This is a genomic window from Micromonospora sp. DT81.3 (genome assembly GCF_049847225.1).
Lineage (GTDB): Bacteria > Actinomycetota > Actinomycetes > Actinomycetales > Microbacteriaceae > Microbacterium.
Map to the genome: position 1 here is coordinate 139,436 of NZ_JBNCNY010000008.1, position 22,561 is coordinate 161,996.

Consider the following 22,561-nt stretch of genomic DNA (forward strand, 5'->3'; position numbering starts at 1 on the left):
TCCACCACACAACCCGCGTCACTCATTGTGCCCGCGCCGGTGGATCAACGTGAACCCGAACGCAACGGATCGAAAGATCCGAACCGTCGGGGAGAGACCACGAACGCTGTCACCGTGCAGCACAACAAGGAGAGAACGTGCCAACCATTCAGCAGTTGGTTCGCAAGGGACGTACGCCGAAGGTCAGCAAGACCAAGGCGCCCGCCCTGAAGTCGAACCCCCAGCAGGCGGGCGTCTGCACCCGCGTGTACACGACCACGCCCAAGAAGCCGAACTCGGCGATGCGCAAGGTCGCCCGTGTCAAGCTCCGCAACGGCACCGAGGTCACCGCGTACATCCCCGGCGAGGGCCACAACCTCCAGGAGCACTCGCTCGTGCTCGTGCGCGGCGGTCGTGTGAAGGACCTCCCCGGCGTGCGCTACAAGATCGTCCGCGGCGCCCTGGACACCCAGGCCGTCAAGAACCGTAAGCAGGCTCGCAGCCGCTACGGCGCGAAGAAGGGTTAAGGAACATGCCTCGTAAGGGACCCGCCCCGAAGCGCCCGGTCGTAAACGACCCGGTATACGGCGCGCCGATCGTCAGCCAGCTCGTCAACAAGATCCTCGTCGACGGCAAGAAGTCGCTCGCCGAGTCGATCGTCTACACCGCCCTCAAGGGCGTCGAGACGAAGAACGGCCAGGACGCCGTCGCGACCCTCAAGAAGGCGCTCGACAACGTGCGCCCCACCCTCGAGGTGCGCAGCCGCCGCGTCGGTGGCTCGACCTACCAGGTGCCGGTCGAGGTCAAGCCTCACCGCGCCAACACGCTCGCCCTGCGCTGGCTCGTCAGCTACGCCAAGGGCCGTCGTGAGAAGACGATGACCGAGCGCCTCCAGAACGAGATCCTGGATGCCTCGAATGGCCTGGGTGCCGCGGTGAAGCGCCGTGAGGACACCCACAAGATGGCCGAGTCGAACCGCGCCTTCGCGCACTACCGCTGGTAATCCCAGCCGCGCTTCGACGGGCTCAGCGACCGGGAGACCGGTCGCGGCGACCGAATCGGTCGTGGCGACCGAATCGGTCGTGGCGACCGAACAGGTCCCTGAGCCCGTCGAAGGGCCCCGCGACATCCGCACAACACAAGTAAGGAAACACGCCCGTGGCACAAGACGTGCTCACCGACCTCACGAAGGTCCGCAACATCGGCATCATGGCGCACATCGATGCCGGCAAGACGACGACGACCGAGCGCATCCTGTTCTACACCGGCACCAACCACAAGATCGGTGAGACCCACGACGGTGCGTCGACGACCGACTGGATGGAGCAGGAGCAGGAGCGCGGCATCACGATCACGTCTGCCGCCGTCACGTGCTTCTGGGACAAGAACCAGATCAACATCATCGACACCCCCGGCCACGTGGACTTCACGGTCGAGGTCGAGCGTTCGCTCCGTGTGCTCGATGGTGCCGTCGCCGTCTTCGACGGCAAGGAGGGCGTCGAGCCCCAGTCCGAGACCGTCTGGCGCCAGGCCGACAAGTACGACGTCCCGCGCATCTGCTTCGTCAACAAGATGGACAAGCTCGGCGCCGACTTCTACTTCACGGTCGACACGATCATCAACAAGCTCAAGGCCAAGCCGCTGGTCATCCAGCTGCCGATCGGTGCCGAGAACGACTTCGTCGGCGTCGTCGACCTCGTCGAGATGCGCGCGCTGGTCTGGGCGGGCGACGCCAAGGGTGATGTCACCATGGGCGCCAAGTACGACATCCAGGAGATCCCGGCCGACATGGCCGACGTGGTCGCCAAGTACCGCGAGCTGCTGCTCGAGACGGTCGCCGAGTCCGACGAGGTGCTCCTCGAGAAGCACTTCGGCGGCGAGGGACTCACCGTCGCCGAGATCAAGGCCGCCATCCGCAAGATGACGGTGAACAGCGAGCTCTACCCGGTGCTCTGCGGCTCGGCGTTCAAGAACCGCGGCGTGCAGCCGATGCTCGACGCCGTGATCGACTACCTGCCTTCGCCGCTGGACGTGCCCGCCATCGAGGCGCACGACCCGAAGAACGAAGAGATCGTCATCCCGCGTCACGCCGACCGCGAAGAGCCGTTCACGGCCCTCGCGTTCAAGATCGTCACGCACCCCTTCTTCGGTCGACTGACCTACATCCGCGTCTACTCGGGTCACCTCGACTCGGGCGCGCAGGTCGTCAACTCGACCAAGAGCAAGAAGGAGCGCATCGGGAAGATTTTCCAGATGTACGCGAACAAGGAGAACCCGGTCGACTCGGTCACCGCCGGTCACATCTACGCGGTCATCGGCCTCAAGGACACCACCACGGGCGACACCCTCTCCGACTCCCAGCACCAGGTCGTGCTCGAGTCGATGACGTTCCCCGAGCCCGTCATCGAGGTCGCGATCGAGCCCAAGACGAAGGCCGACCAGGAGAAGCTGGGTCTCGCGATCCAGAAGCTCGCCGAGGAGGACCCGACGTTCCGCGTCGAGCAGAACTCGGACACCGGTCAGACGGTCATCAAGGGCATGGGCGAGCTGCACCTCGACATCCTCGTGGACCGCATGAAGCGCGAGTTCCGCGTCGAGGCGAACGTCGGCAAGCCGCAGGTGGCGTACCGCGAGACGATCCGCAGGATCGTCGACCGTCACGACTACACGCACAAGAAGCAGACCGGTGGCTCCGGCCAGTTCGCGAAGATCCAGTTCGCCCTCGAGCCCATGGACCTCGGCGCCGAGACGACGTACGAGTTCGACAACAAGGTCACGGGTGGGCGCATCCCGCGCGAGTACATCCCCTCGATCAACCAGGGCTTCCAGGACGCCATGAATGTTGGCGTGCTCGCCGGCTACCCGATGGTCGGCGTCAAGGCGATCCTGCTCGACGGTGCGGCGCACGATGTCGACTCCTCCGAGATGGCGTTCAAGATCGCCGGCTCCATGGGCTTCAAGGAGGCGGCTCGCAAGGCCAGCCCCGTGATCCTCGAGCCGATCATGGCCGTCGAGGTCCGCACGCCCGAGGAGTACATGGGCGACGTCATCGGCGACCTGAACAGCCGTCGCGGTCAGATCCAGTCCATGGAGGATGCCGCGGGCGTCAAGGTCGTGCGCGCCAATGTGCCGCTCTCCGAGATGTTCGGCTACATCGGCGATCTGCGCTCCAAGACCTCCGGCCGTGCCGTCTACTCGATGGAGTTCGACAGCTACGCCGAGGTTCCCAAGAACGTCGCCGAAGAGATCGTCCAGAAGAACAAGGGCGAATAGCCTTCCCGCCGGTGCCCACCGCGCTGTGGGCACCGGCATCCACAACTTCACAGATTCGCATCACCTCTCTCTACTAAAGTAGAAACCAATCCCCGTAGAGAACCGGTCGCAATCCAGCGCCCGGAGCATCTACACGAATGTCCTAGGAGGACCCAGTGGCTAAGGCCAAGTTCGAGCGGACCAAGCCGCACGTAAACATCGGAACCATCGGTCACGTCGACCACGGCAAGACCACGCTCACCGCTGCCATCTCGAAGGTGCTCGCCGACAAGTACCCGTCGGCCACCAACGTGCAGCGTGACTTCGCGTCGATCGACTCGGCTCCGGAAGAGCGTCAGCGCGGCATCACGATCAACATCTCGCACGTCGAGTACGAGACGCCGAAGCGCCACTACGCGCACGTCGACGCCCCGGGTCACGCCGACTACATCAAGAACATGATCACCGGCGCGGCTCAGATGGACGGCGCGATCCTCGTGGTCGCCGCCACGGACGGCCCGATGGCCCAGACCCGTGAGCACGTTCTGCTCGCCAAGCAGGTCGGCGTGCCGTACCTGCTCGTCGCGCTGAACAAGAGCGACATGGTCGACGACGAGGAGATCCTGGAGCTCGTCGAGCTCGAGGTTCGCGAGCTGCTCTCGAGCCAGGACTTCGACGGCGACAACGCCCCCGTCGTCCGCGTCTCGGGCCTGAAGGCGCTCGAGGGCGACGCCGAGTGGACCGAGAAGATCGTCGAGCTGATGGAAGCCGTCGACGAGTCGATCCCCGACCCGGTGCGTGACAAGGACAAGCCGTTCCTCATGCCCGTCGAGGACGTCTTCACCATCACCGGCCGCGGCACCGTCGTGACGGGCCGCGCCGAGCGCGGCACGCTCGCGATCAACTCCGAGGTCGAGATCGTCGGCCTGCGCCCGACGCAGAAGACGATCGTCACCGGTATCGAGATGTTCCACAAGCAGCTCGACGAGGCATGGGCCGGCGAGAACTGTGGTCTGCTCCTTCGCGGCACCAAGCGTGACGACGTCGAGCGCGGCCAGGTCGTCGTCAAGCCCGGTTCGGTCACGCCCCACACCAACTTCGAGGGCACGGCGTACATCCTGTCCAAGGAGGAGGGTGGCCGTCACAACCCCTTCTACACGAACTACCGCCCGCAGTTCTACTTCCGCACCACGGACGTCACCGGCGTCATCTCGCTGCCCGAGGGCACCGAGATGGTCATGCCCGGCGACACCACCGACATGACGGTCGAGCTGATCCAGCCGATCGCCATGGAAGAGGGCCTCGGCTTCGCGATCCGTGAGGGTGGCCGCACCGTCGGCGCCGGAACGGTGACGAAGATCATCAAGTAGTTCTCGCAGTTCAGAGGGGGTCGGACCGAATGGTCCGGCCCCTTTTGGCGTATCCAGTGAGAAAACTCTCATCTTGACCCAACCTTGACAGCGCGATAGATTCGCAAGACGCGTCACCTCTCAGGTTTCTCACAGGTGCATGCACGTATTACGAGGCCGCCACGATCCCGGCGACCGCGCATCTTCGACGGCGAGAGTGGCGTTTTCATGGCCAGTAGCAACGGCGTTCAGGGTTCCTCCGATTCGACGCGCAAGGGGTTGCGGCAGCGCCGCACCAGGGACCGTGAGCTGGTGGTCCGTCATCGGTGGTTTGCGGGTGGAATCGCCACGATGGTCACGGCCGCGCTCCTGTTCGGCGGCGTGACCGCGCCCGCGGTGGCCGACGAGGTTCCCTCGCCGGCTCCCACCGACTCGTCCGCGCCCACGCCTGCGCCGGCGGAGTCGAGCCCCCCGGCCGACGAGGCGGCACCGCCGGCCGAGAGCCCCGCCCCTGTCGAGGAGACGGCTCCGCCCGTCGAGGACGCCACGACGCCCGCCGACGACGCGACCGCGCCGGCCGGTGACCCCGCCGACACACCCGCCCCGATCCAGTCCGACGCATCGGATGCGACGACTCTGGACGCCGCTGACGAGCCTGACGTCGGAATCCTGACTGTTCCGGACCCCGGTCCGACGACCGCCGTCATCACCGTGAAGGTCGGATCCGACCGCTCGGGTATCACCGGAGTCACCCCGCTCGCAGGGGTCGTGCTGCTGCTGAACACCGGCACCGGTTCTCCGAGCGGCACTCGGCCGGACGGCGTGGCCGGCGTGGCTGACGGGTGGGCCAAGTGCACCTCGGACGCGCAGGGCGACTGCTCGTTCACCGTTCCGAACACGCAGGCCGCCGGGGGTGGCAACCCCGCAGGCGTCAATCGCGACGCTCGCTACTGGGTCGTCCAATCGGGCGTACCAGCCGGCTATTTCGCCAACCCGGTCCTTCGCACGGGCGACGCTTCGGGCGCCGGAACCGCGACGCCGTACCAGTTCCGCACCGGCCAGCAGCTTCGTGCGAACAACGTCTATTCCTCCCAGGACGCGAACGACTTCATGCTCTCCTCGGGTGCCACTCCGACCGCATCCGGTGGCATCTGGCAGCAGTCCCGCGTCAACCCCACCATCGCGCAGTCGTGCGGTATCAACGTCGCGCTGATCCTCGACCTGTCGGGATCCGTCGCACCAACACTCCCGCAGCTGAAGCAGGCGGCTGACACCTTCGTCGACGCCCTGCAGGGCACGCCCTCGCGGATGGCCCTGTTCTCGTTCTCGACGGCGACTCCCGCGATCGGCGCCACCCAGAACTACCCCGCCCTCACCTCGGTGTCGACGGCGGATCAGGCGACGAACTTCAAGAACCGCTACGCAGCATGGACCGCGAGCGGCTACACCAACTGGGACCGGGGGCTTGGAGCAGCAGACGCGGCGAACAGCCCCGTGAACGACTTCGACCTCGCCGTGGTCATCACCGACGGCAACCCCACCGCCTACAACCAGCCCGCGCAGGGTCTCGGTGGCAACCGCTTCCGCGAGATCGAGAACGGCATCTTCTCCGCCAACGGGTTGAAGCAGGGCCCCGACGCAGCGCCCGCGCCGACGCGGGTGCTCGCCTTCGGCGTGGGCGCTGGGGCCACGGGGACGTCGACCGCGCTGAACCTGCGAGCGATCTCCGGCCCGACCGCCTACAACGGGACGAACGTCAACGACGCTGACTACTTCCAGACCACGGACTACCCGGCCGCCGGCGAGGCGCTGCGCGATCTGGCCCTCGGCAACTGCGAGGGCACCCTGACCGTCACGAAGCAGATCGTTCCGAGCACGGCCCCCGCAGGGAGCATCGACGGTGCGGTCGCGGCAGGCGCAGGATGGGAGTTCACGACCGCCAGCAACACCGCGGGCGTCACGACGCCGGCGCCGGTGCAGACGACGACGGCGGACGGCACCGGGGCGGTGAACTTCCCGCTCACCTTCGCGGGCGGTGTCACCAGCGGCTCGCTCACAGTGGCGGAAGCGCAGCAGACGGGCTTCACCCTCCAGCCAGTCGGCGGGTTCAACGCCACGTGTCTCAACATCACGGCCGACCCGAACACCCCCGTACCCGTGACCAATACCGGAGCTCTCGGGTTCACGGTGAACGTGCCGAGCTCCGTAGCGGTGAGCTGCACGGTTTACAACCGTGCACCTGTTCCACCCGCGGACCTCACCGTCGACAAGAACTGGATCATCAACGGAGTCCCCTACGCCAACGGCGCTCAGCCCAGCGACTTCTCCGCGCAGCTCCAGCTGACGGGACCGGGTGCCGCCGGCGCGACCGACCAGGGGTGGGGCGTCACCCGCACCGGGTACGAGCAGGGTGACACCGCCACGATCTCCGAGCTGCAGCCAGTGGGCCTTGTCGACCCGACCATGTGCACGAACAGCGCGACGGTGACCAATGTCAATGGAGCTGCTACCAACAGTCCGCTGGGTGCCGGGTATCAGCTGATCCTGTCCGCCGGGCAGAACACTGCAACCATCACGAACACGGTCGTGTGCCGCAGCACTCTCACGCTCGTGAAGCAGGTTCAAGGCGGCGCAGCAACTCCAGACAGCTGGACGCTGAATGCGCAGTTCCTGGCCGATGCGCCCGTGCCGGCCCCGGCCCTGCCCGGATTCGACGGACCTACGGGTACGACCGATGATGTCACGCCGAACGCGCGCTACCAGCTGTTCGAGGACGGCGGCGACCCGCGCTACGTGCAGACGGATAACCGCACCAGCCTGCAGTCCAACCCGCTCTCGACCGGGTCGGCGACGTGCATCCGCGTCAACGCGGACGGCACGCCGTTCCCGAACAGCGGCTACTCCGACGGCATCAACGGCGGCGTGAACGTGCCGCTCGGCTACCGCGTGGCCTGCACGTTCGTGAACCAGACCGCCTCGCTGACGCTCCTCAAGAACGTCGTGAACGACGACGGCGGGACGGAGTCCGCGAGCGCATGGGATCTGACGGGCACGCCCGCGCCGCTGACGGGTCTCACCGCGTCGACGGTCGTCGGGTCGGAGACGCCGGTTGCGGCCAGCACGTTCCAGGTCCGACCGAACCACGTGTACACGCTCACCGAGTCGGACGTCACGGGGTACGAGTTCGCGAAGCTGCAGCAGTTCGTGGGCGGAGTGTGGGTCGATGTGGTGGCCAACGCGGACCCGGCGCTGTATCCCCAGCAGGACGCCGACGGCGACTGGCAGGTCACCGTCGGCCCGCTGAACCAAGCGGTGTACCGGTTCGTCAACGATGACTTCTTCGACGACGTCGGGATCGTGAAGACGGCGACCGGCCTGCCGGCGGGCGGCTCGGTGGAGCCGGGAGACTCGTTCGACTATGTCCTGACCGTCACGAACAACGGATCCCGCGCCGCAACCAACGTGCGGGTCACGGACGACGACCTCAACGATCGCCTCGAGATCACCGGTCTGACGGTGACTCCGGCCCTCACCTGGGGTCCCCTTCCCGGCTATGCGGGCAACGTCGTCGATCTGACGATCGACTCGCTCGCTCCCGGGGCTTCGGCGACCATCACCGTCTCCGTGACCTTCCTGGCCGCTGACGCCCCCCCGGTGGTTCCGTCGGGAACCGATCCTGACGCGATCCCCGAGCCGCTCGACCCGCTGGAAAGCCTCGCGAACACGGCGTGCGTGGAGGCCGACTTCGACGGCGATCCGACGAACGACTGTGACGACCTGGAGATCCCGGTCCGCGATATCGCGGTCGTGCTCTACACGCGCTGCGTGGGCGATGCGCCGCTGCTCGGCTGGGTCGCATCCAAGTCGGCCGCCCTGTCGGACGAGGCGTTCACCTTCCTTTGGACGCCGGGTACGCCTGGCAATCCCGCGCCGGCGGACACGGATCCCGCGCAGGTGCTGATCGAGCAGCCTGACACCGCAAACACGTGGAGCGACGAGATCGAATGGGTCGGAACGGCGTTCACCCCGTCGGGGGTGAGCCTCGACTACCCGGGCTGGCGACCCATCGAAATCTCCGACGTGATCCCGGGGTCCAGCCCGCTGAACTTCTACATGCCGGGGACCGGGCTGCCGATGACGCCGCAGGAGAGAGCGGACAACGTCTTCAACGGCCTCATCCTCGACCCGTCGGAGCTCAACTACGCATGGCGCAACCCGACCACGGCGACCATCTCGGTCAACCCCGAGATGACGTTCGAGGTCGAATACCCCGATGCGACGCCGGAATGCTTCGTCGCGCGGCACACCGAGGTGCAGGTCGAGAAGACAGCCAGCGTGAAGAGCACCGACCCCGGCAAGTCGTTCACCTACACCCTGGCGGCCCAGAACGTCAGCGATGACTCGGCAGCCGAAGGCGTCGTCATCACGGACGCCATTCCCGCGGATGTGAAGATCACCGACGTCTCCTGGCCGGGAGAGGGCAGTGCGACTGCGTTCCCGAACTGGTCGACGTGCGGGGTGACGGGGCAGAGCGCCTTCGGCTACGGCGGAACACTCAGGTGCGAGCTGTTCGGGGTGCTGCAGCCCGCTGGTGCCGGCTTGGGCACGTCGGCGGCGCCGACGATCACGCTGGCGGCCACCGTGAACCCGGGTTCGGCGGCGATGGTCGTCACGAATGTCGGCGTCGTGGACTACTACACATTCGGGGATCCCGGAGACCCGGGACGGGACACGGACGATGCCGTGGTCACGCTCGGCGGCTTGCCGGCGACGGGTGGTGGGGTGTCGATTCCGCTGGTGACGTTCGGCATCCTGGCGCTCCTGGCAGGACTGAGCGCACTGGTCGTGTCGCGCACAAGGCGAGGACGACCGGACACGGGTTCGCTGCTCGGTGAGTGAGTGACGTCGAAGGGGCGGTCGCCGCACGGCGACCGCCCTTTCGCGCACCGGCTGTGCGATCCTGTGAGCTTGCCCCGCAACACGCCGTCGCGACACGCCCGGGTTTGCATGGTGGTTCTGCGCATGGCAAACTAGACAGGTTCCACATTCCGGTGGCCGCTGTGCTGTGCAAGCGCGGCGTGTACCGGATCACTGCCAGGGCAGTGCATAGGCGGCGCGAGAGCGCGAGGTCCTAGGCCGCGGGCAGCAAGAACAAAGCCACAACCGACACCCTCCTTCCGGGAGAGACTTCCGCGTGCGGGGGAGCCGGTTGCCGAGAGCCCCGCGGCGCTCGGATTGACAGCAGAACAGTGGTGCAGCAAACGAGTGCACTGGCGCGCGAGCGCCACCATGCGTCCGATGCCCCCGAAGTCCCGAGCTTGTCGGAGGACCGGGCCGGTATGACGCGAGAAGAGAGAGAGCAGACAATGGCGGGACAGAAGATCCGCATTCGCCTGAAGTCGTATGACCACGAGGTCATCGATTCGTCGGCGCGCAAAATCGTCGACACCGTGACCCGTGCGGGCGCGACCGTCGTCGGTCCCGTGCCGCTTCCGACCGAGAAGAACGTCGTGTGCGTCATCCGGTCGCCCCACAAGTACAAGGACAGCCGCGAGCACTTCGAGATGCGCACCCACAAGCGTCTGATCGACATCGTCGACCCGACGCCCAAGGCTGTCGACTCGCTGATGCGCCTCGACCTCCCGGCCGATGTCAACATCGAGATCAAGCTCTGAGGTTCGACATGGTTGACATCAACTCCAAGATCTCCAAGGGACTGCTGGGCACCAAGCTCGGCATGACCCAGGTGTGGAACGAGAACGGCAAGCTCGTTCCCGTCACCGTCATCGAACTCGCACCGAACGTGGTCACGCAGATCCGTACGCCCGAGAAGGACGGCTACAACGCCGTGCAGATCGCGTACGGCCAGATCGACCCGCGCAAGGTGAACAAGCCGCAGACCGCCCACTTCGAGGCAGCCGGCGTGACCCCCCGTCGTCACCTCACCGAGATCCGCACCGCGGATGCCGCTGAGTACACGCTGGGCCAGGAGCTCACGGTCGACGCCACGTTCGAGGCCGGCCAGCTCGTCGACGTCGTCGGCACGAGCAAGGGCAAGGGCACCGCCGGTGTCATGAAGCGCCACAACTTCAAGGGCGTCTCGGCGTCGCACGGTTCGCACCGCAACCACCGCAAGCCCGGTTCCATCGGTGCCTCGTCGACGCCCAGCCGCGTCTTCAAGGGCATGCGCATGGCCGGCCGCATGGGTGGCGAGCGCGTCACCGTCCTCAACCTCACGGTGCACGCCGTCGACGCCGAGAAGGGTCTGCTGCTCGTCAAGGGCGCCGTCCCCGGTGCCCGCGGCCGCATCGTCTACGTCCGCAACGCAGTGAAGGGGGCCTAGTCCATGGCTGACCAGACTCTTGCGCTTGACGTCCGCGGCACCGACGGCAAGAAGGCGGGCTCGGTAGAGCTCCCCGCCGCGGTGTTCGACGCCAAGACGAACATCCCGCTGATCCACCAGGTCGTCGTCGCGCAGCGCGCGGCGGCTCGCCAGGGCACGCACTCGACCAAGCGTCGCGGCGAGGTCTCCGGCGCCGGCCGCAAGCCCTTCAAGCAGAAGGGCACGGGTAACGCCCGTCAGGGCTCCATCCGCGCGCCGCACATGACGGGCGGTGGCATCGTCCACGGTCCCAAGCCGCGCGACTACTCGCAGCGCACCCCCAAGAAGATGATCGCGGCCGCCCTGCGCGGCGCGCTCAGCGACCGGGCCCGCGGCGAGCGTCTGCACATCGTCGATTCGTTCGGCATCGAGAACGCTCCCTCCACCAAGGCGGCGGCCACGTTCCTCGCCGGCGTCGGCGCCACCAAGCGCGTTCTCGTGGTCATCGACCGGGGCGACGAGATCACCGTCAAGAGCGTTCGCAACCTCTCGTACGTGCACGTGCTGCCCTTCGACCAGCTCAACGCCTACGACGTGCTCGTCTCGGACGACATCGTCTTCACCAAGGCCGCTTTCGACGCGTTCGTCGCATCGAAGGCCGTCACCAGCCAGGAGGTCTCCGAATGAGCACCGACTCCGTCCTGCACACGGCTCTCAACAAGGACCCGCGCGACGTCATCCTGAAGCCGGTCGTGTCCGAGAAGAGCTACGGGCTCATCGACGAGGGCAAGTACACGTTCCTCGTGGACCCCCGCGCCACCAAGACCGAGATCAAGCTCGCCATCGAGAAGATCTTCGGGGTCAAGGTCGCGTCGGTCAACACGATCAACCGCGTCGGCAAGGCCCGCCGCACCCGCTTCGGCACGGGAAAGCGCAAGGACACCAAGCGCGCGATCGTGACACTCCGCTCGGGAACCATCGACATCTTCACGGCAGTCGGCTGACGGTCGGGACGAAGGACTAAACAATGGCTATTCGCAAGTACAAGCCCACGACCCCGGGTCGCCGCGGTTCGTCGGTGGCTGACTTCGCCGAGATCACACGATCGACGCCTGAGAAGTCGCTGCTGCGCCCGCTGCCGAAGACCGGTGGCCGCAACAACCAGGGCCGCATCACCACGCGCCACATCGGCGGTGGCCACAAGCGCCAGTACCGTGTCATCGACTTCCGTCGCAACGACAAGGACGGCATCGACGCCAAGGTCGCTCACATCGAGTACGACCCCAACCGCACCGCGCGCATCGCGCTCCTGCACTACGCCGACGGCGAGAAGCGCTACATCCTCGCGCCGAACAAGCTGTCGCAGGGCGATGTCGTCGAGTCGGGTTCCGGCGCCGACATCAAGCCGGGCAACAACCTGCCGCTGCGCAACATCCCCACGGGTACCGTGATCCACGCGATCGAGCTCCGCCCCGGCGGCGGCGCCAAGATGGCCCGCTCGGCCGGTGCGTCGGTTCGCCTCGTGGCGAAGGACGGCCCGTACGCGCAGCTGCGCCTCCCCTCGGGCGAGATCCGCAACGTCGATGCCCGCTGCCGCGCGACGATCGGCGAGGTCGGCAACGCCGAGCAGTCGAACATCAACTGGGGCAAGGCCGGCCGCAACCGCTGGAAGGGCATCCGCCCGACCGTCCGCGGTGTCGCCATGAACCCGGTCGACCACCCGCACGGTGGCGGTGAGGGCAAGACGTCCGGTGGACGTCACCCCGTCACCCCCTGGGGCCAGAAGGAAGGCCGCACCCGTCACGCCAACAAGGAAAGCGACCAGTACATCGTGCGTCGCCGTACCGCCGGCAAGAAGCGCAAGTAGGAGTAGAGGAAGATGCCACGCAGTCTCAAGAAGGGCCCCTTCGTCGATGACCACCTGCTTCGCAAGGTAGTCACGCAGAACGAGGCGGGATCCAAGAACGTCATCAAGACCTGGTCACGCCGCTCGATGATCATCCCGGCCATGCTGGGTCACACGATCGCCGTGCACGACGGGCGCAAGCACATCCCCGTGTTCGTGACCGAGACCATGGTCGGCCACAAACTGGGCGAGTTCGCGCCCACCCGCACCTTCCGCGGCCACGAGAAGGACGACAAGAAGGGCCGTCGCCGCTAGGCGACCGAGGAGGAGAGAGAAATGGTGGAGTCCATCGCACGAGTGCGACACATCCGCGTGACCCCTCAGAAGGCTCGTCGTGTCATCGCGCTCATCAAGGGCAAGCAGGCCCAGGAAGCACTGGCGATCCTGAAGTTCGCGCCGCAGTCCGCGAGCGAGCCGATCTACAAGCTCGTCGAGTCCGCGATCGCGAACGCACGGGTGAAGGCCGACAAGGACAGCGAGTACCTGGACGAGCGCGATCTCTTCATCGCGAACGTCTACGTCGACGAGGGCACGACGCTCAAGCGTTTCCGCCCCCGCGCACAGGGTCGCGCGTTCCAGATCAAGAAGCGCACGAGCCACATCACGGTCGTGCTGGCAACACCTTCGGTCCCTGAGCTTGTCGAAGGGTCGACAAGCTCAGCAGCCGCAGGCACCAAGACCAAGAAGGCGAGCAAGTAATGGGACAGAAGGTAAACCCGTACGGCTTCCGCCTCGGCATCACCACTGACCACGTGTCGCGGTGGTTCTCGGACTCGACGAAGCCCGGACAGCGCTACGCCGACTACGTCGCCGAGGACATCAAGATCCGCAAGCTGCTGCAGACGACGCTTGACCGCGCCGGCGTCAGCAACATCGAGATCGAGCGCACCCGCGACCGCGTCCGCGTCGACATCCACACCGCCCGCCCGGGCATCGTGATCGGTCGTCGTGGAGCCGAGGCCGAGCGTATCCGCGCCGACCTCGAGAAGCTCAGCGGCAAGCAGATCCAGCTGAACATCCTCGAGGTCAAGAACCCCGAGGCCGACGCCCAGCTCGTCGCCCAGGGCATCGCCGAGCAGCTCAGCGCCCGCGTGGCGTTCCGCCGCGCGATGCGCAAGGGCCTGCAGGGTGCTCAGCGCGCAGGCGCCAAGGGCGTCCGCATCCAGGTCTCCGGCCGCCTCGGCGGCGCCGAGATGAGCCGGTCCGAGTTCTACCGCGAGGGTCGTGTGCCCCTGCACACGCTGCGCGCGAACATCGACTACGGCTTCTACGAGGCGAAGACCACCTTCGGCCGCATCGGCGTGAAGGTCTGGATCTACAAGGGCGACCTCACCAACAAGGAGCTCGCGCGCGAGCAGGCCAACGCGCCGAAGTCCCGCGGTCGTGACGACCGTGGCGACCGCGGCGACCGTCGTCCCCCGCGCGGCCCCCGCAACGAGGCCCCCGTGGCAGAAGGAGCGCCGGCGTAATGCTGATCCCCCGCAAGGTCAAGTACCGCAAGCAGCACCACCCCGGCCGTTCGGGTCAGGCGACCGGTGGCACCGAGGTCAGCTTCGGTGAGTTCGGCATCCAGGCCCTCACGCCCGCTTACGTGACGAACCGTCAGATCGAGTCCGCTCGTATCGCGATGACGCGTCACATCAAGCGCGGTGGAAAGGTGTGGATCAACATCTACCCCGACCGTCCGCTCACCAAGAAGCCGGCCGAGACCCGCATGGGTTCCGGTAAGGGTTCGCCGGAGTGGTGGGTCGCAAACGTCAAGCCGGGTCGCGTCCTCTTCGAGGTCGCTGGCGTCAACGAGGAACTCGCTCGTGAGGCCCTCACCCGTGCCATTCACAAGCTGCCCCTGAAGGCACGCATCATCAAGCGCGAGGAGGGCGACGCGTAATGGCGATCGGCACCAAGCAGCTCGCCCCGAGCGAGCTCGACACGTTCGAAGACCAGCGCCTCGTCGAGGAGCTGCGCAAGGCCAAGGAAGAGCTGTTCAACCTGCGCTTCCAGTCGGCCACCGGCCAGCTCGAGAGCCACGGCCGCATCCGCGCCGTCAAGCGCGACATCGCGCGGCTCTACACCGTCATCCGTGAGCGCGAGCTCGGCATCCGTGCCACGCCCGCCCCCGTGGAGACGGCGACGAAGGCGAAGAAGACGAAGGCCAAGAAGGCGGATGCCGACGAGGCCGTGAAGGAAGAGGCCGAGTGATGGCTGAGACCACTGAGAAGAAGGCTGCGGCCGCCGAGAGCGTCGAGGCGCCCGTCGTCGAGTCCGGTCATGAGTCGGCCGCCCACGACGTGCGCGACGTGAGCGCCCGCGGGTACCGCAAGGCCCGCCGCGGCTACGTCGTGAGCGACAAGATGGACAAGACGATCGTCGTCGAGGTCGAGGACCGCGTGAAGCACCCTCTCTACGGCAAGGTCATCCGTCGCACGTCGAAGGTCAAGGCCCACGACGAGCAGAACACCGCCGGCATCGGCGACCTCGTGCTCATCAACGAGACGCGTCCGCTGAGCGCCACCAAGCGCTGGCGCCTCGTCGAGGTCCTGGAGAAGGCCAAGTAGGCCCCGGCCCGCTTGCCCTTAAGGAGTAGAAGTGATTCAGCAGGAATCCCGCATCAAGGTCGCCGACAACACCGGCGCGAAGGAGCTGCTCACCATCCGCGTGCTCGGTGGTTCACACCGCCGCTACGCCGGTCTCGGTGACACCATCGTCGCAACGGTCAAGGACGCGATCCCCGGCGGCAACGTCAAGAAGGGCGATGTGGTCAAGGCCGTCATCGTCCGCACCGTCAAGGAGACACGTCGTCCCGACGGCTCGTACATCAAGTTCGACGAGAACGCCGCCGTGATCCTGAAGAACGACGGGGAGCCCCGCGGCACCCGCATCTTCGGACCGGTCGGCCGCGAGCTTCGTGACAAGAAGTTCATGAAGATCGTCTCGCTGGCACCGGAGGTCATCTAGTCATGGCGAAAATCAAGAAGGGTGACCTCGTTCAGGTCATCTCGGGCGCGAAGCCCGAGCGCGGCGGCGACCGCGGCAAGCAGGGCAAGGTCCTCGAGGTCCTGACCGAGCAGAACCGCGTTCTCGTCGAGGGCGTCAACTACGTCACCAAGCACACCCGCGTCGGCCAGACCCAGCGCGGCACCAAGACCGGCGGCATCGAGACCTTCGAAGCCCCGATCCACATCTCCAACGTCCAGCTCGTGGACCCCTCGACCAAGAAGCCGACCCGCGTCGGCCACCGCGTCGAGGAGAAGACGAAGGACGGCGTGAAGCGCACCGTTCGCGTTCGCTACGCCAAGAAGTCAGGTAAGGACCTGTGATGAGCACCACGACTGCCGCGCCGGCTGGCAAGATCCAGCCGCGCCTGAAGCAGAAGTACCGGGCCGAGATCCAGCAGAAGCTGCAGGACGAGTTCGGGTACGTCAACGTCAACCAGATCCCCGGCATCGTCAAGGTCGTCGTCAACACCGGTGTCGGTGAGGCTGCCCGCGATGGCAAGGTGATCGATGGCGCCGTCGACGACCTGACCAAGATCACGGGCCAGAAGCCCGTCGTGACCAAGGCCCGCAAGTCGATCGCCCAGTTCAAGCTCCGCGAGGGTCAGCCCATCGGCGCGCACGTCACGCTTCGCGGCGACCGCGCGTGGGAGTTCCTGGACCGTCTGACCTCGCTGGCGCTGCCGCGCATCCGCGACTTCCGTGGCCTGTCGCCGAAGCAGTTCGACGGCAATGGCAACTACACGTTCGGTCTGCAGGAGCAGGCGGTCTTCCACGAGATCGACCAGGACAAGATCGACCGGGTCCGTGGTTTCGACATCACGATCGTCACGACCGCGAAGACGGATGACGAGGGCCGCGCGCTACTCCGTCACATCGGCTTCCCGTTCCGCAGCGACGACGCCCAGGCGTAGTCGCACACCCGCCGCAAGGCACCCACCACCACAGGTCGCCGGCCTCGGAAAGGCCGTCGAAACCTGGTGAACGAAGGATAGAACCATGACAATGACAGACCCGGTCGCAGACATGCTGACCCGTCTGCGCAACGCGAACTCGGCGCATCACGACTCCGTGAACATGCCGTCGAGCAAGCTCAAGTCGCACATCGCCGAGATCCTCAAGCGTGAGGGCTACATCGCCGATTGGGCCGTCGAAGACGCCCGTGTCGGCCAGAGCCTCACCCTGACGCTCAAGTACGGCCCGAACCGCGAGCGGTCGATCGCCGGCATCAAGCGCGTCTCGAAGCCCGGCCTGCGCGTGTACGCACGTTCGACCGAGATCCCCCGTGTTCTCGGAGGCCTCGGCGTCGCCATCCTGTCCACCTCCTCCGGTCTTCTCACCGACCGTCAGGCCGAGCAGAAGGGCGTAGGTGGGGAAGTCCTCGCCTACGTGTGGTAGTCAGCCATGTCTCGTATCGGACGTCTTCCCATCGACATCCCCGCCGGCGTCACCGTGTCGGTCGAGGGTCAGGATGTGGCGGTCAAGGGCCCCAAGGGTGAGCTCGCGCTCACCGTTGCCAGCCCCATCGAGGTGAAGGTCGAAGAGGGCCAGGTGCTCGTCACCCGTCCCGACGACGAGCGCGAGTCGCGTTCGCTGCACGGCCTCACCCGCACGCTCATCAACAACAACATCATCGGCGTCACCCAGGGCTACACCAAGGGCCTCGAGGTCGTCGGCACCGGTTACCGTGTGGCCCAGAGGGGCAGCTCGGTCGAGTTCGCCCTCGGCTTCTCGCACCCCGTGCTCGTCGACCCGCCCGCGGGCATCAGCTTCACGGTCGAGGGCAACAACCGCCTGACCGTGAGTGGCATCGACAAGCAGGCCGTCGGCGAGGCGGCCGCGAACATCCGCAAGATCCGCAAGCCCGAGCCCTACAAGGGCAAGGGTGTGCGGTACGCCGGCGAGGTCGTTCGTCGCAAGGCCGGAAAGAGTGGTAAGTAACCATGGCTGTCAAGTCGAAGTCCGACGCTCGTTCGCGTCGCCACGCACGCCTTCGCAAGAAGGTCGTCGGCACCGATGCGCGTCCGCGTCTCGTCGTGACCCGCTCCGCGCGTCACGTGTTCGTCCAGCTGGTCGACGACGCCAAGGGGTTCACCCTTGCATCGGCGTCCACCCTCGAAGCGGACCTGCGTTCGTTCGACGGTGACAAGACCGCAAAGGCCCGCAAGGTCGGCGAGCTCGTCGCCGAGCGTGCGAAGGCCGCCGGCATCTCGGATGTCGTGTTCGACCGCGGTGGCAACCGCTACGCGGGACGTGTCGCGGCGATCGCCGACGGCGCCCGCGAAGGGGGGCTGAACCTGTGAGTGGAGCAGTGGATAACGTGAGCAACGGAGAGACAGAAGTGGCAGGCACTGCCGAGCAGACTGCGCCCGAGGCGCAGGCCGCAGCCGAGACCCAGCCGGAGCGCGAGCCCCGCCGCGGTGGTCGCGAGCGCAACCCGAACCGCGACCGCGGTTCGCGAGACGCCGACAAGAGCCAGTTCCTGGAGCGCGTCGTCACCATCAACCGCGTCTCGAAGGTCGTCAAGGGCGGTCGTCGCTTCAGCTTCACCGCACTCGTCGTCGTCGGCGACGGAAACGGCGTCGTCGGGGTGGGCTACGGAAAGGCTCGCGAGGTTCCCCTCGCGATCTCGAAGGGTGTCGAAGAGGCCAAGCGCAACTTCTTCCGCGTGCCCCGCGTCGGCGTGACCATCCCGCACCCCGTGCAGGGTGAGGCCGCCGCCGGTGTGGTGCTGCTGCGCCCCGCGGCCGCCGGTACCGGTGTCATCGCCGGTGGTCCGGTCCGCGCCGTGCTCGAGTGCGCCGGCATCCACGACGTGCTCTCGAAGTCGCTCGGTTCGTCGAACACGATCAACATCGTGCACGCGACGGTCGACGCCCTGAAGCAGCTCGAGGAGCCCCGTGCGGTCGCCGCTCGTCGCGGTCTCGAGTTCGACCAGGTCGCACCGCCGCGTCTCGTTCGCGCGGAGGCCGACGCTGTCGCCGCTGCCGCCCAGAAGGTAGGTGCCTGATGGCTGACCGTCTGAAGGTCACGCAGATCAAGTCCAAGGTGAGTGAGAAGCAGAACCAGCGCGACACGCTGCGCAGCCTCGGTCTCAAGCGGATCGGCGACTCGGTCGTCCGTCCCGACGACGCGCAGACGCGCGGTTACGTCAAGACCGTCGCCCACCTCGTGAAGGTTGAGGAGATCGACTAATGGCCGACAAGGCTGAGAAGAAGACCGCCGTCCCGGCGGAGGAGAAGGCCCCCAAGGCGACTGCCAAGAAGGCTTCGGAGAAGGCCGCCGACAAGGCGCCCGCCAAGGAGCCGGCCGCCAAGGCCGACAGCGCGGACAAGGCCGAGAAGGCCCCCGCCAAGAAGGACGCGGCGAAGAAGGGCGACGCCCCCGTGGCGCGCCCCGGCGTGCTGAAGGTCCACCACCTGCGTCCCGTCCCCGGTGCCAACACCGCCAAGACCCGCGTGGGTCGCGGTGAGGGCTCCAAGGGCAAGACCGCCGGCCGTGGCACCAAGGGCACGAAGGCCCGCAACACGGTGCGGGTCGGCTTCGAGGGTGGGCAGATGCCGCTGCACATGCGCACCCCGAAGCTGCGCGGGTTCAAGAACCCGTTCCGCGTCGAGTACCAGGTCGTCAACCTCGAGAAGCTGGCCGAGCTCTACCCGCAGGGCGGCGACGTGACCGTCGGCGACCTGGTGGCCAAGGGCGCCGTTCGCAAGAACGAGAAGGTCAAGGTTCTCGGTACCGGAGACATCGCAGTTAAGCTGAATGTCGCAGTTGACAAGGTCTCCGGCTCTGCCGAGCAGAAGATCGTGGCAGCTGGGGGCTCAGTAGGCTGAGCTTTCGGGTGAATCCCGTGAAGCTTCCTGAGCGGCCGGAGTGCGAAACTCCGGCCGCTCAGAGAGCCACCCGCTCGTCCGTCAGGAGGCACGTTTTTGTTTAGCGCTATCGCGCGGATCTTCCGCACCCCGGACCTCCGTCGGAAGATCGGTTTCACTCTGGCGATCATCGCCCTGTACCGACTGGGCGCGCACGTCCCGGCTCCGTTCGTGGACTTCCCGAACGTGCAGGAGTGCATCGGCGCCAGCTCGACCACCGATGGTCTGCTCTCACTCGTCAACCTGTTCTCGGGTGGCGCGCTTCTCCAACTCTCGATCTTCGCTCTGGGCGTCATGCCCTACATCACGGCGACGATCATCACGCAGCTGCTGCGCGTGGTCATCCCGCACTTCGAGACCCTCTATCGGGAGGGTCAGGCGGGCCAGTCGCGTCTGACGCAGTACACCCGTTACCTCACGATCGCGCTGGCGCTCCTGCAGTCGACGACGCTCGTCACCGTCGCCCGCAGCGGCCAGCTGTTCGGCAACACCGGCATCCCCGCGTGCGATCAGCTGCTCACCAACGACGTGTGGTGGGCGCAGCTGCTCATGATCATCACGCTGACCGCCGGCACGGGCCTGATCATGTGGTTCGCCGAGCTCGTCACCGAGCGCGGCATCGGCAACGGCATGTCGCTCCTCATCTTCACGTCGATCGCCGCCACCTTCCCCGGTGCCATGGGCGCCATCTGGGCCGCCCGCGGCTTCGAGGTCTTCCTCCTCGTGCTCGCCGTCGGCATCGTCGTCGTTGCGCTCGTGGTCTACGTCGAGCAGTCGCAGCGCCGCATCCCGGTGCAGTACGCCAAGCGCATGGTCGGCCGCCGCACCTACGGCGGCACCAACACGTACATCCCGATCAAGGTGAACATGGCCGGCGTCGTGCCCGTCATCTTCGCCTCGTCCCTGCTGTACATCCCGGCCCTGCTGGCGCAGTTCAACCAGCCACAGCCAGGTGAGCAGCCGGCCGGATGGGTCACGTGGGTGTCGCAGTACCTCACCACGGGCGACTCGCCCGTGTACATGGCGGTGTACTTCCTGCTCATCATCGGCTTCACCTACTTCTACGTCGCGATCACGTTCAACCCGGTCGAGGTCGCCGACAACATGAAGAAGTACGGCGGGTTCATCCCCGGCATCCGTGCTGGTCGTCCCACGGCCGAGTACCTCGACTACGTGCTCACCCGCATCACGCTGCCCGGCTCGATCTACCTCGGCCTCATCGCCCTGCTCCCGCTCATCGCGCTGGCAGCGGTGGGCGCGAACCAGAACTTCCCGTTCGGCGGGGCGTCCATCCTGATCATCGTCGGCGTCGGCCTCGAGACCGTGAAGCAGATCGACGCCCAGCTTCAGCAACGGCACTACGAAGGCCTCCTGCGATGACGGTTCGGCACGCTCAGCAACCCGGGCAGGTCAAGGCCCCGACGGCCGCCAGGCTCCTGATCGTCGGGCCGCAGGGCTCCGGCAAGGGAACCCAGGGTGTCCGCATCGCGGAGGAGTTCGGCATCCCGGTGGTCTCCACCGGCGATGTCTTCCGCTCGAACATCGCGGAAGGAACGCCCCTGGGCAAGCAGGTCAAGGAGATCGTGGACGGGGGAGACCTCGTCCCCGACGAGCTGACCAGCGAGATCGTGCGCGATCGCCTGTCGCAGGACGACGCGGCGCACGGCTTCCTCCTCGACGGCTACCCTCGCAACACCACGCAGGTCGGTCACCTCGAGGACTTCCTCGCCGGGCGGGGCGACGCACTGGATGCCGTGATCGAACTGGCCGTGCCTCGCGAGGAGAGCATCGAGCGCCTCAAGCTCCGCGCCGCCGAGCAGGGCCGCACCGATGACTCCGAGGCCGCGATCGCGCGCCGGCTCGACATCTACGAGCGGGAGACCGCCCCCATCCTCGCGGCCTACCGCGAGCAGGGGATCGTCGACACCGTCGACGGCGTCGGCTCGCTCGATGACATCACGACGCGGATCATCGCGGCGCTCGAGGCCCGCGGGCTCGTCCGCCGGGCCGCCGCCTGACGTGCTCCGTCGCTCGATCTACAAGTCGCCCGCCCAGCTGCGGTCGATGGTCGAACCCGGCCTGATCACCGCCGCCGCGCTGGACGCGGTGCGCGCGCTGGTCGCCCCCGGCGTGACGACGATCGAACTGGATGCCGCGGCATCCGCCGTCATCACCGGCCGGGGCGCTCGGTCGAACTTCCAGCTCGTGCGCGGCTACCGCCACACCATCTGCGCCTCGATCAACGAGCAGGTGGTGCACGGGATCCCGGGCGACCGCGCTCTTGAGGCGGGCGACATCGTCTCGATCGACTGCGGGGCGGAGTTCGCCGGCTGGAACGGCGACTCGGCGGTGACCTTCGTGCTCGATGACCCGACGCGGCCCGAACTGGTCGCGGAGCGACGCGAGCTCTCCCGCGTGACCGAGGGGTCGCTCTGGGCGGGCATCGCCTCGCTGGCATCGGCGGCGAACGTGGCGGATGTCGGTGCCGCCGTGCAGGGCTACATCGAGGATCAGCCGGGCACCTACGGCATCCTGCGCGAGTATGTCGGCCACGGCATCGGCCGCAAGATGCACGAATCCCCGTCCGTGTTCAACTACCGGGTCTCCGATCCGGGGCCGGAGGTGCGGCCGGGCCTCGTGCTCGCGATCGAGCCCATGGTCGTCGCCGGAAGCGACGCGACGTTCGTGGAGGACGACGACTGGACGGTCTCGACCCTCGATGGATCCGTCGGCTCCCACTGGGAGCACAGCGTGGCCGTGCACGATGGCGGGATATGGGTGCTGACGGCGCCCGACGGCGGGGCAGCGGGGCTGGCGCCGTTCGGCGTCGTTCCGGCTCCCATCCAGTGATGGCCGAGACGACGGCGGCGAGAATGAACGCGTTGAAC

General features: G+C 66.8%; 28 protein-coding genes. All 28 read left to right on the forward strand.

What is annotated here, in order from left to right; translation table 11 throughout:
* Positions 1–137 precede the first annotated feature (137 nt).
* The 28 genes from rpsL (at position 138) to map (ending at position 22,523) form a co-directional block, all read left to right on the forward strand.
* Positions 138–506, forward strand: coding sequence for a 30S ribosomal protein S12 (gene rpsL, locus ACPW96_RS17420; protein ID WP_029145644.1), 369 nt, complete (start codon positions 138–140; stop codon positions 504–506).
* Positions 507–511: 5 nt separating this feature from the next.
* Entirely contained in the window at positions 512–982 is a 471-nt protein-coding gene (rpsG, locus tag ACPW96_RS17425; RefSeq protein WP_425823125.1) for a 30S ribosomal protein S7, read from the forward strand.
* Between the two features lie 155 nt (positions 983–1,137).
* Positions 1,138–3,252 carry an elongation factor G gene (fusA, locus tag ACPW96_RS17430; RefSeq protein WP_425823127.1) on the forward strand — a complete coding sequence of 705 codons (2,115 nt, stop codon included), beginning with the start codon at positions 1,138–1,140 and terminating at the stop codon, positions 3,250–3,252.
* A 155-nt stretch (positions 3,253–3,407) separates the two neighbouring features.
* Positions 3,408–4,601 carry an elongation factor Tu gene (gene tuf, locus ACPW96_RS17435; protein WP_425823129.1) on the forward strand — a complete coding sequence of 398 codons (1,194 nt, stop codon included), beginning with the start codon at positions 3,408–3,410 and terminating at the stop codon, positions 4,599–4,601.
* A gap of 207 nt (positions 4,602–4,808) precedes the next feature.
* Positions 4,809–9,479: a hypothetical protein gene (locus tag ACPW96_RS17440; protein ID WP_425884549.1), complete on the forward strand. Its 4,671-nt coding sequence runs from the start codon at positions 4,809–4,811 to the stop codon at positions 9,477–9,479.
* 467 nt (positions 9,480–9,946) lie between these two features.
* On the forward strand, positions 9,947–10,255 hold the full coding sequence (gene rpsJ, locus ACPW96_RS17445) for a 30S ribosomal protein S10 (RefSeq protein WP_030147986.1): 309 nt from the start codon (positions 9,947–9,949) through the stop codon (positions 10,253–10,255).
* Between the two features lie 8 nt (positions 10,256–10,263).
* Entirely contained in the window at positions 10,264–10,923 is a 660-nt protein-coding gene (rplC, locus tag ACPW96_RS17450) for a 50S ribosomal protein L3 (RefSeq protein ID WP_425823133.1), read from the forward strand.
* A 3-nt stretch (positions 10,924–10,926) separates the two neighbouring features.
* A complete protein-coding gene (rplD, locus tag ACPW96_RS17455; RefSeq protein WP_425823135.1) occupies positions 10,927–11,589 on the forward strand; it encodes a 50S ribosomal protein L4 in 663 nt (220 codons plus the stop codon).
* Positions 11,586–11,906, forward strand: coding sequence for a 50S ribosomal protein L23 (gene rplW, locus ACPW96_RS17460; protein ID WP_425823137.1), 321 nt, complete (start codon positions 11,586–11,588; stop codon positions 11,904–11,906). The genes rplD and rplW overlap by 4 nt, the downstream gene beginning before the upstream one ends.
* Positions 11,907–11,929: 23 nt before the next feature.
* The gene (gene rplB / locus ACPW96_RS17465; protein WP_425823139.1) at positions 11,930–12,769 is read left to right on the forward strand and encodes a 50S ribosomal protein L2; all 840 of its coding nucleotides are present in this window, start codon (positions 11,930–11,932) and stop codon (positions 12,767–12,769) included.
* Between the two features lie 12 nt (positions 12,770–12,781).
* Complete coding sequence (gene rpsS, locus ACPW96_RS17470) at positions 12,782–13,063, forward strand: 30S ribosomal protein S19 (RefSeq protein WP_325484763.1); 282 nt, start codon at positions 12,782–12,784, stop codon at positions 13,061–13,063.
* Between the two features lie 21 nt (positions 13,064–13,084).
* A complete protein-coding gene (gene rplV, locus ACPW96_RS17475; RefSeq protein ID WP_425823142.1) occupies positions 13,085–13,507 on the forward strand; it encodes a 50S ribosomal protein L22 in 423 nt (140 codons plus the stop codon).
* Positions 13,507–14,277, forward strand: coding sequence for a 30S ribosomal protein S3 (gene rpsC / locus ACPW96_RS17480; protein ID WP_425823144.1), 771 nt, complete (start codon positions 13,507–13,509; stop codon positions 14,275–14,277). Before rplV ends, rpsC begins: the two co-directional genes overlap by 1 nt.
* The gene (gene rplP / locus ACPW96_RS17485; RefSeq protein ID WP_425823146.1) at positions 14,277–14,696 is read left to right on the forward strand and encodes a 50S ribosomal protein L16; all 420 of its coding nucleotides are present in this window, start codon (positions 14,277–14,279) and stop codon (positions 14,694–14,696) included. Before rpsC ends, rplP begins: the two co-directional genes overlap by 1 nt.
* The gene (rpmC, locus tag ACPW96_RS17490; RefSeq protein WP_425823148.1) at positions 14,696–15,007 is read left to right on the forward strand and encodes a 50S ribosomal protein L29; all 312 of its coding nucleotides are present in this window, start codon (positions 14,696–14,698) and stop codon (positions 15,005–15,007) included. Before rplP ends, rpmC begins: the two co-directional genes overlap by 1 nt.
* Before the next feature lie 89 nt (positions 15,008–15,096).
* Complete coding sequence (rpsQ, locus tag ACPW96_RS17495) at positions 15,097–15,363, forward strand: 30S ribosomal protein S17 (RefSeq protein ID WP_425884605.1); 267 nt, start codon at positions 15,097–15,099, stop codon at positions 15,361–15,363.
* A 31-nt stretch (positions 15,364–15,394) separates the two neighbouring features.
* A complete protein-coding gene (rplN, locus tag ACPW96_RS17500; RefSeq protein WP_325484769.1) occupies positions 15,395–15,763 on the forward strand; it encodes a 50S ribosomal protein L14 in 369 nt (122 codons plus the stop codon).
* A 2-nt stretch (positions 15,764–15,765) separates the two neighbouring features.
* The gene (rplX, locus tag ACPW96_RS17505; protein WP_425823152.1) at positions 15,766–16,125 is read left to right on the forward strand and encodes a 50S ribosomal protein L24; all 360 of its coding nucleotides are present in this window, start codon (positions 15,766–15,768) and stop codon (positions 16,123–16,125) included.
* Positions 16,125–16,715, forward strand: coding sequence for a 50S ribosomal protein L5 (rplE, locus tag ACPW96_RS17510; protein ID WP_425823154.1), 591 nt, complete (start codon positions 16,125–16,127; stop codon positions 16,713–16,715). Before rplX ends, rplE begins: the two co-directional genes overlap by 1 nt.
* 85 nt (positions 16,716–16,800) lie before the next feature.
* A complete protein-coding gene (gene rpsH, locus ACPW96_RS17515; RefSeq protein ID WP_325484772.1) occupies positions 16,801–17,199 on the forward strand; it encodes a 30S ribosomal protein S8 in 399 nt (132 codons plus the stop codon).
* 6 nt (positions 17,200–17,205) lie between these two features.
* Positions 17,206–17,742, forward strand: coding sequence for a 50S ribosomal protein L6 (gene rplF / locus ACPW96_RS17520; protein WP_425823157.1), 537 nt, complete (start codon positions 17,206–17,208; stop codon positions 17,740–17,742).
* 2 nt (positions 17,743–17,744) lie between these two features.
* Positions 17,745–18,104 carry a 50S ribosomal protein L18 gene (gene rplR / locus ACPW96_RS17525; protein ID WP_425823159.1) on the forward strand — a complete coding sequence of 120 codons (360 nt, stop codon included), beginning with the start codon at positions 17,745–17,747 and terminating at the stop codon, positions 18,102–18,104.
* Between the two features lie 17 nt (positions 18,105–18,121).
* Complete coding sequence (rpsE, locus tag ACPW96_RS17530; RefSeq protein WP_425884551.1) at positions 18,122–18,811, forward strand: 30S ribosomal protein S5; 690 nt, start codon at positions 18,122–18,124, stop codon at positions 18,809–18,811.
* Entirely contained in the window at positions 18,811–18,996 is a 186-nt protein-coding gene (gene rpmD / locus ACPW96_RS17535) for a 50S ribosomal protein L30 (protein WP_325484776.1), read from the forward strand. Before rpsE ends, rpmD begins: the two co-directional genes overlap by 1 nt.
* A 206-nt stretch (positions 18,997–19,202) precedes the next feature.
* Complete coding sequence (gene rplO, locus ACPW96_RS17540; RefSeq protein ID WP_425884607.1) at positions 19,203–19,634, forward strand: 50S ribosomal protein L15; 432 nt, start codon at positions 19,203–19,205, stop codon at positions 19,632–19,634.
* A 96-nt stretch (positions 19,635–19,730) separates the two neighbouring features.
* Complete coding sequence (secY, locus tag ACPW96_RS17545; RefSeq protein WP_425823165.1) at positions 19,731–21,053, forward strand: preprotein translocase subunit SecY; 1,323 nt, start codon at positions 19,731–19,733, stop codon at positions 21,051–21,053.
* Positions 21,050–21,691, forward strand: a complete 642-nt coding sequence (locus ACPW96_RS17550) for an adenylate kinase (RefSeq protein WP_425884552.1) — start codon at positions 21,050–21,052, stop codon at positions 21,689–21,691. The genes secY and ACPW96_RS17550 overlap by 4 nt, the downstream gene beginning before the upstream one ends.
* Position 21,692: 1 nt before the next feature.
* Positions 21,693–22,523 (forward strand): type I methionyl aminopeptidase, encoded by an 831-nt coding sequence (gene map / locus ACPW96_RS17555; protein ID WP_425884553.1) that lies wholly within the window; start codon positions 21,693–21,695, stop codon positions 22,521–22,523.
* Positions 22,524–22,561: the final 38 nt, after the last annotated feature.

What these genes read in the sequence shown, in the direction of transcription:
- rpsG (WP_425823125.1), top strand. Translation starts at nt 512, where the DNA reads ATGCCTCGTAAGGGACCCGCCCCGAAGCGCCCGGTCGTAAACGACCCG.
- ACPW96_RS17440 (WP_425884549.1), top strand. Translation starts at nt 4,809, where the DNA reads ATGGCCAGTAGCAACGGCGTTCAGGGTTCCTCCGATTCGACGCGCAAG.
- rpsJ (WP_030147986.1), top strand. Translation starts at nt 9,947, where the DNA reads ATGGCGGGACAGAAGATCCGCATTCGCCTGAAGTCGTATGACCACGAG.
- rplC (WP_425823133.1), top strand. Translation starts at nt 10,264, where the DNA reads ATGGTTGACATCAACTCCAAGATCTCCAAGGGACTGCTGGGCACCAAG.
- rplD (WP_425823135.1), top strand. Translation starts at nt 10,927, where the DNA reads ATGGCTGACCAGACTCTTGCGCTTGACGTCCGCGGCACCGACGGCAAG.
- rplW (WP_425823137.1), top strand. Translation starts at nt 11,586, where the DNA reads ATGAGCACCGACTCCGTCCTGCACACGGCTCTCAACAAGGACCCGCGC.
- rplB (WP_425823139.1), top strand. Translation starts at nt 11,930, where the DNA reads ATGGCTATTCGCAAGTACAAGCCCACGACCCCGGGTCGCCGCGGTTCG.
- rpsS (WP_325484763.1), top strand. Translation starts at nt 12,782, where the DNA reads ATGCCACGCAGTCTCAAGAAGGGCCCCTTCGTCGATGACCACCTGCTT.
- rplV (WP_425823142.1), top strand. Translation starts at nt 13,085, where the DNA reads ATGGTGGAGTCCATCGCACGAGTGCGACACATCCGCGTGACCCCTCAG.
- rpsC (WP_425823144.1), top strand. Translation starts at nt 13,507, where the DNA reads ATGGGACAGAAGGTAAACCCGTACGGCTTCCGCCTCGGCATCACCACT.
- rplP (WP_425823146.1), top strand. Translation starts at nt 14,277, where the DNA reads ATGCTGATCCCCCGCAAGGTCAAGTACCGCAAGCAGCACCACCCCGGC.
- rpmC (WP_425823148.1), top strand. Translation starts at nt 14,696, where the DNA reads ATGGCGATCGGCACCAAGCAGCTCGCCCCGAGCGAGCTCGACACGTTC.
- rplX (WP_425823152.1), top strand. Translation starts at nt 15,766, where the DNA reads ATGGCGAAAATCAAGAAGGGTGACCTCGTTCAGGTCATCTCGGGCGCG.
- rplE (WP_425823154.1), top strand. Translation starts at nt 16,125, where the DNA reads ATGAGCACCACGACTGCCGCGCCGGCTGGCAAGATCCAGCCGCGCCTG.
- rpsH (WP_325484772.1), top strand. Translation starts at nt 16,801, where the DNA reads ATGACAATGACAGACCCGGTCGCAGACATGCTGACCCGTCTGCGCAAC.
- rplF (WP_425823157.1), top strand. Translation starts at nt 17,206, where the DNA reads ATGTCTCGTATCGGACGTCTTCCCATCGACATCCCCGCCGGCGTCACC.
- rplR (WP_425823159.1), top strand. Translation starts at nt 17,745, where the DNA reads ATGGCTGTCAAGTCGAAGTCCGACGCTCGTTCGCGTCGCCACGCACGC.
- rpmD (WP_325484776.1), top strand. Translation starts at nt 18,811, where the DNA reads ATGGCTGACCGTCTGAAGGTCACGCAGATCAAGTCCAAGGTGAGTGAG.
- ACPW96_RS17550 (WP_425884552.1), top strand. Translation starts at nt 21,050, where the DNA reads ATGACGGTTCGGCACGCTCAGCAACCCGGGCAGGTCAAGGCCCCGACG.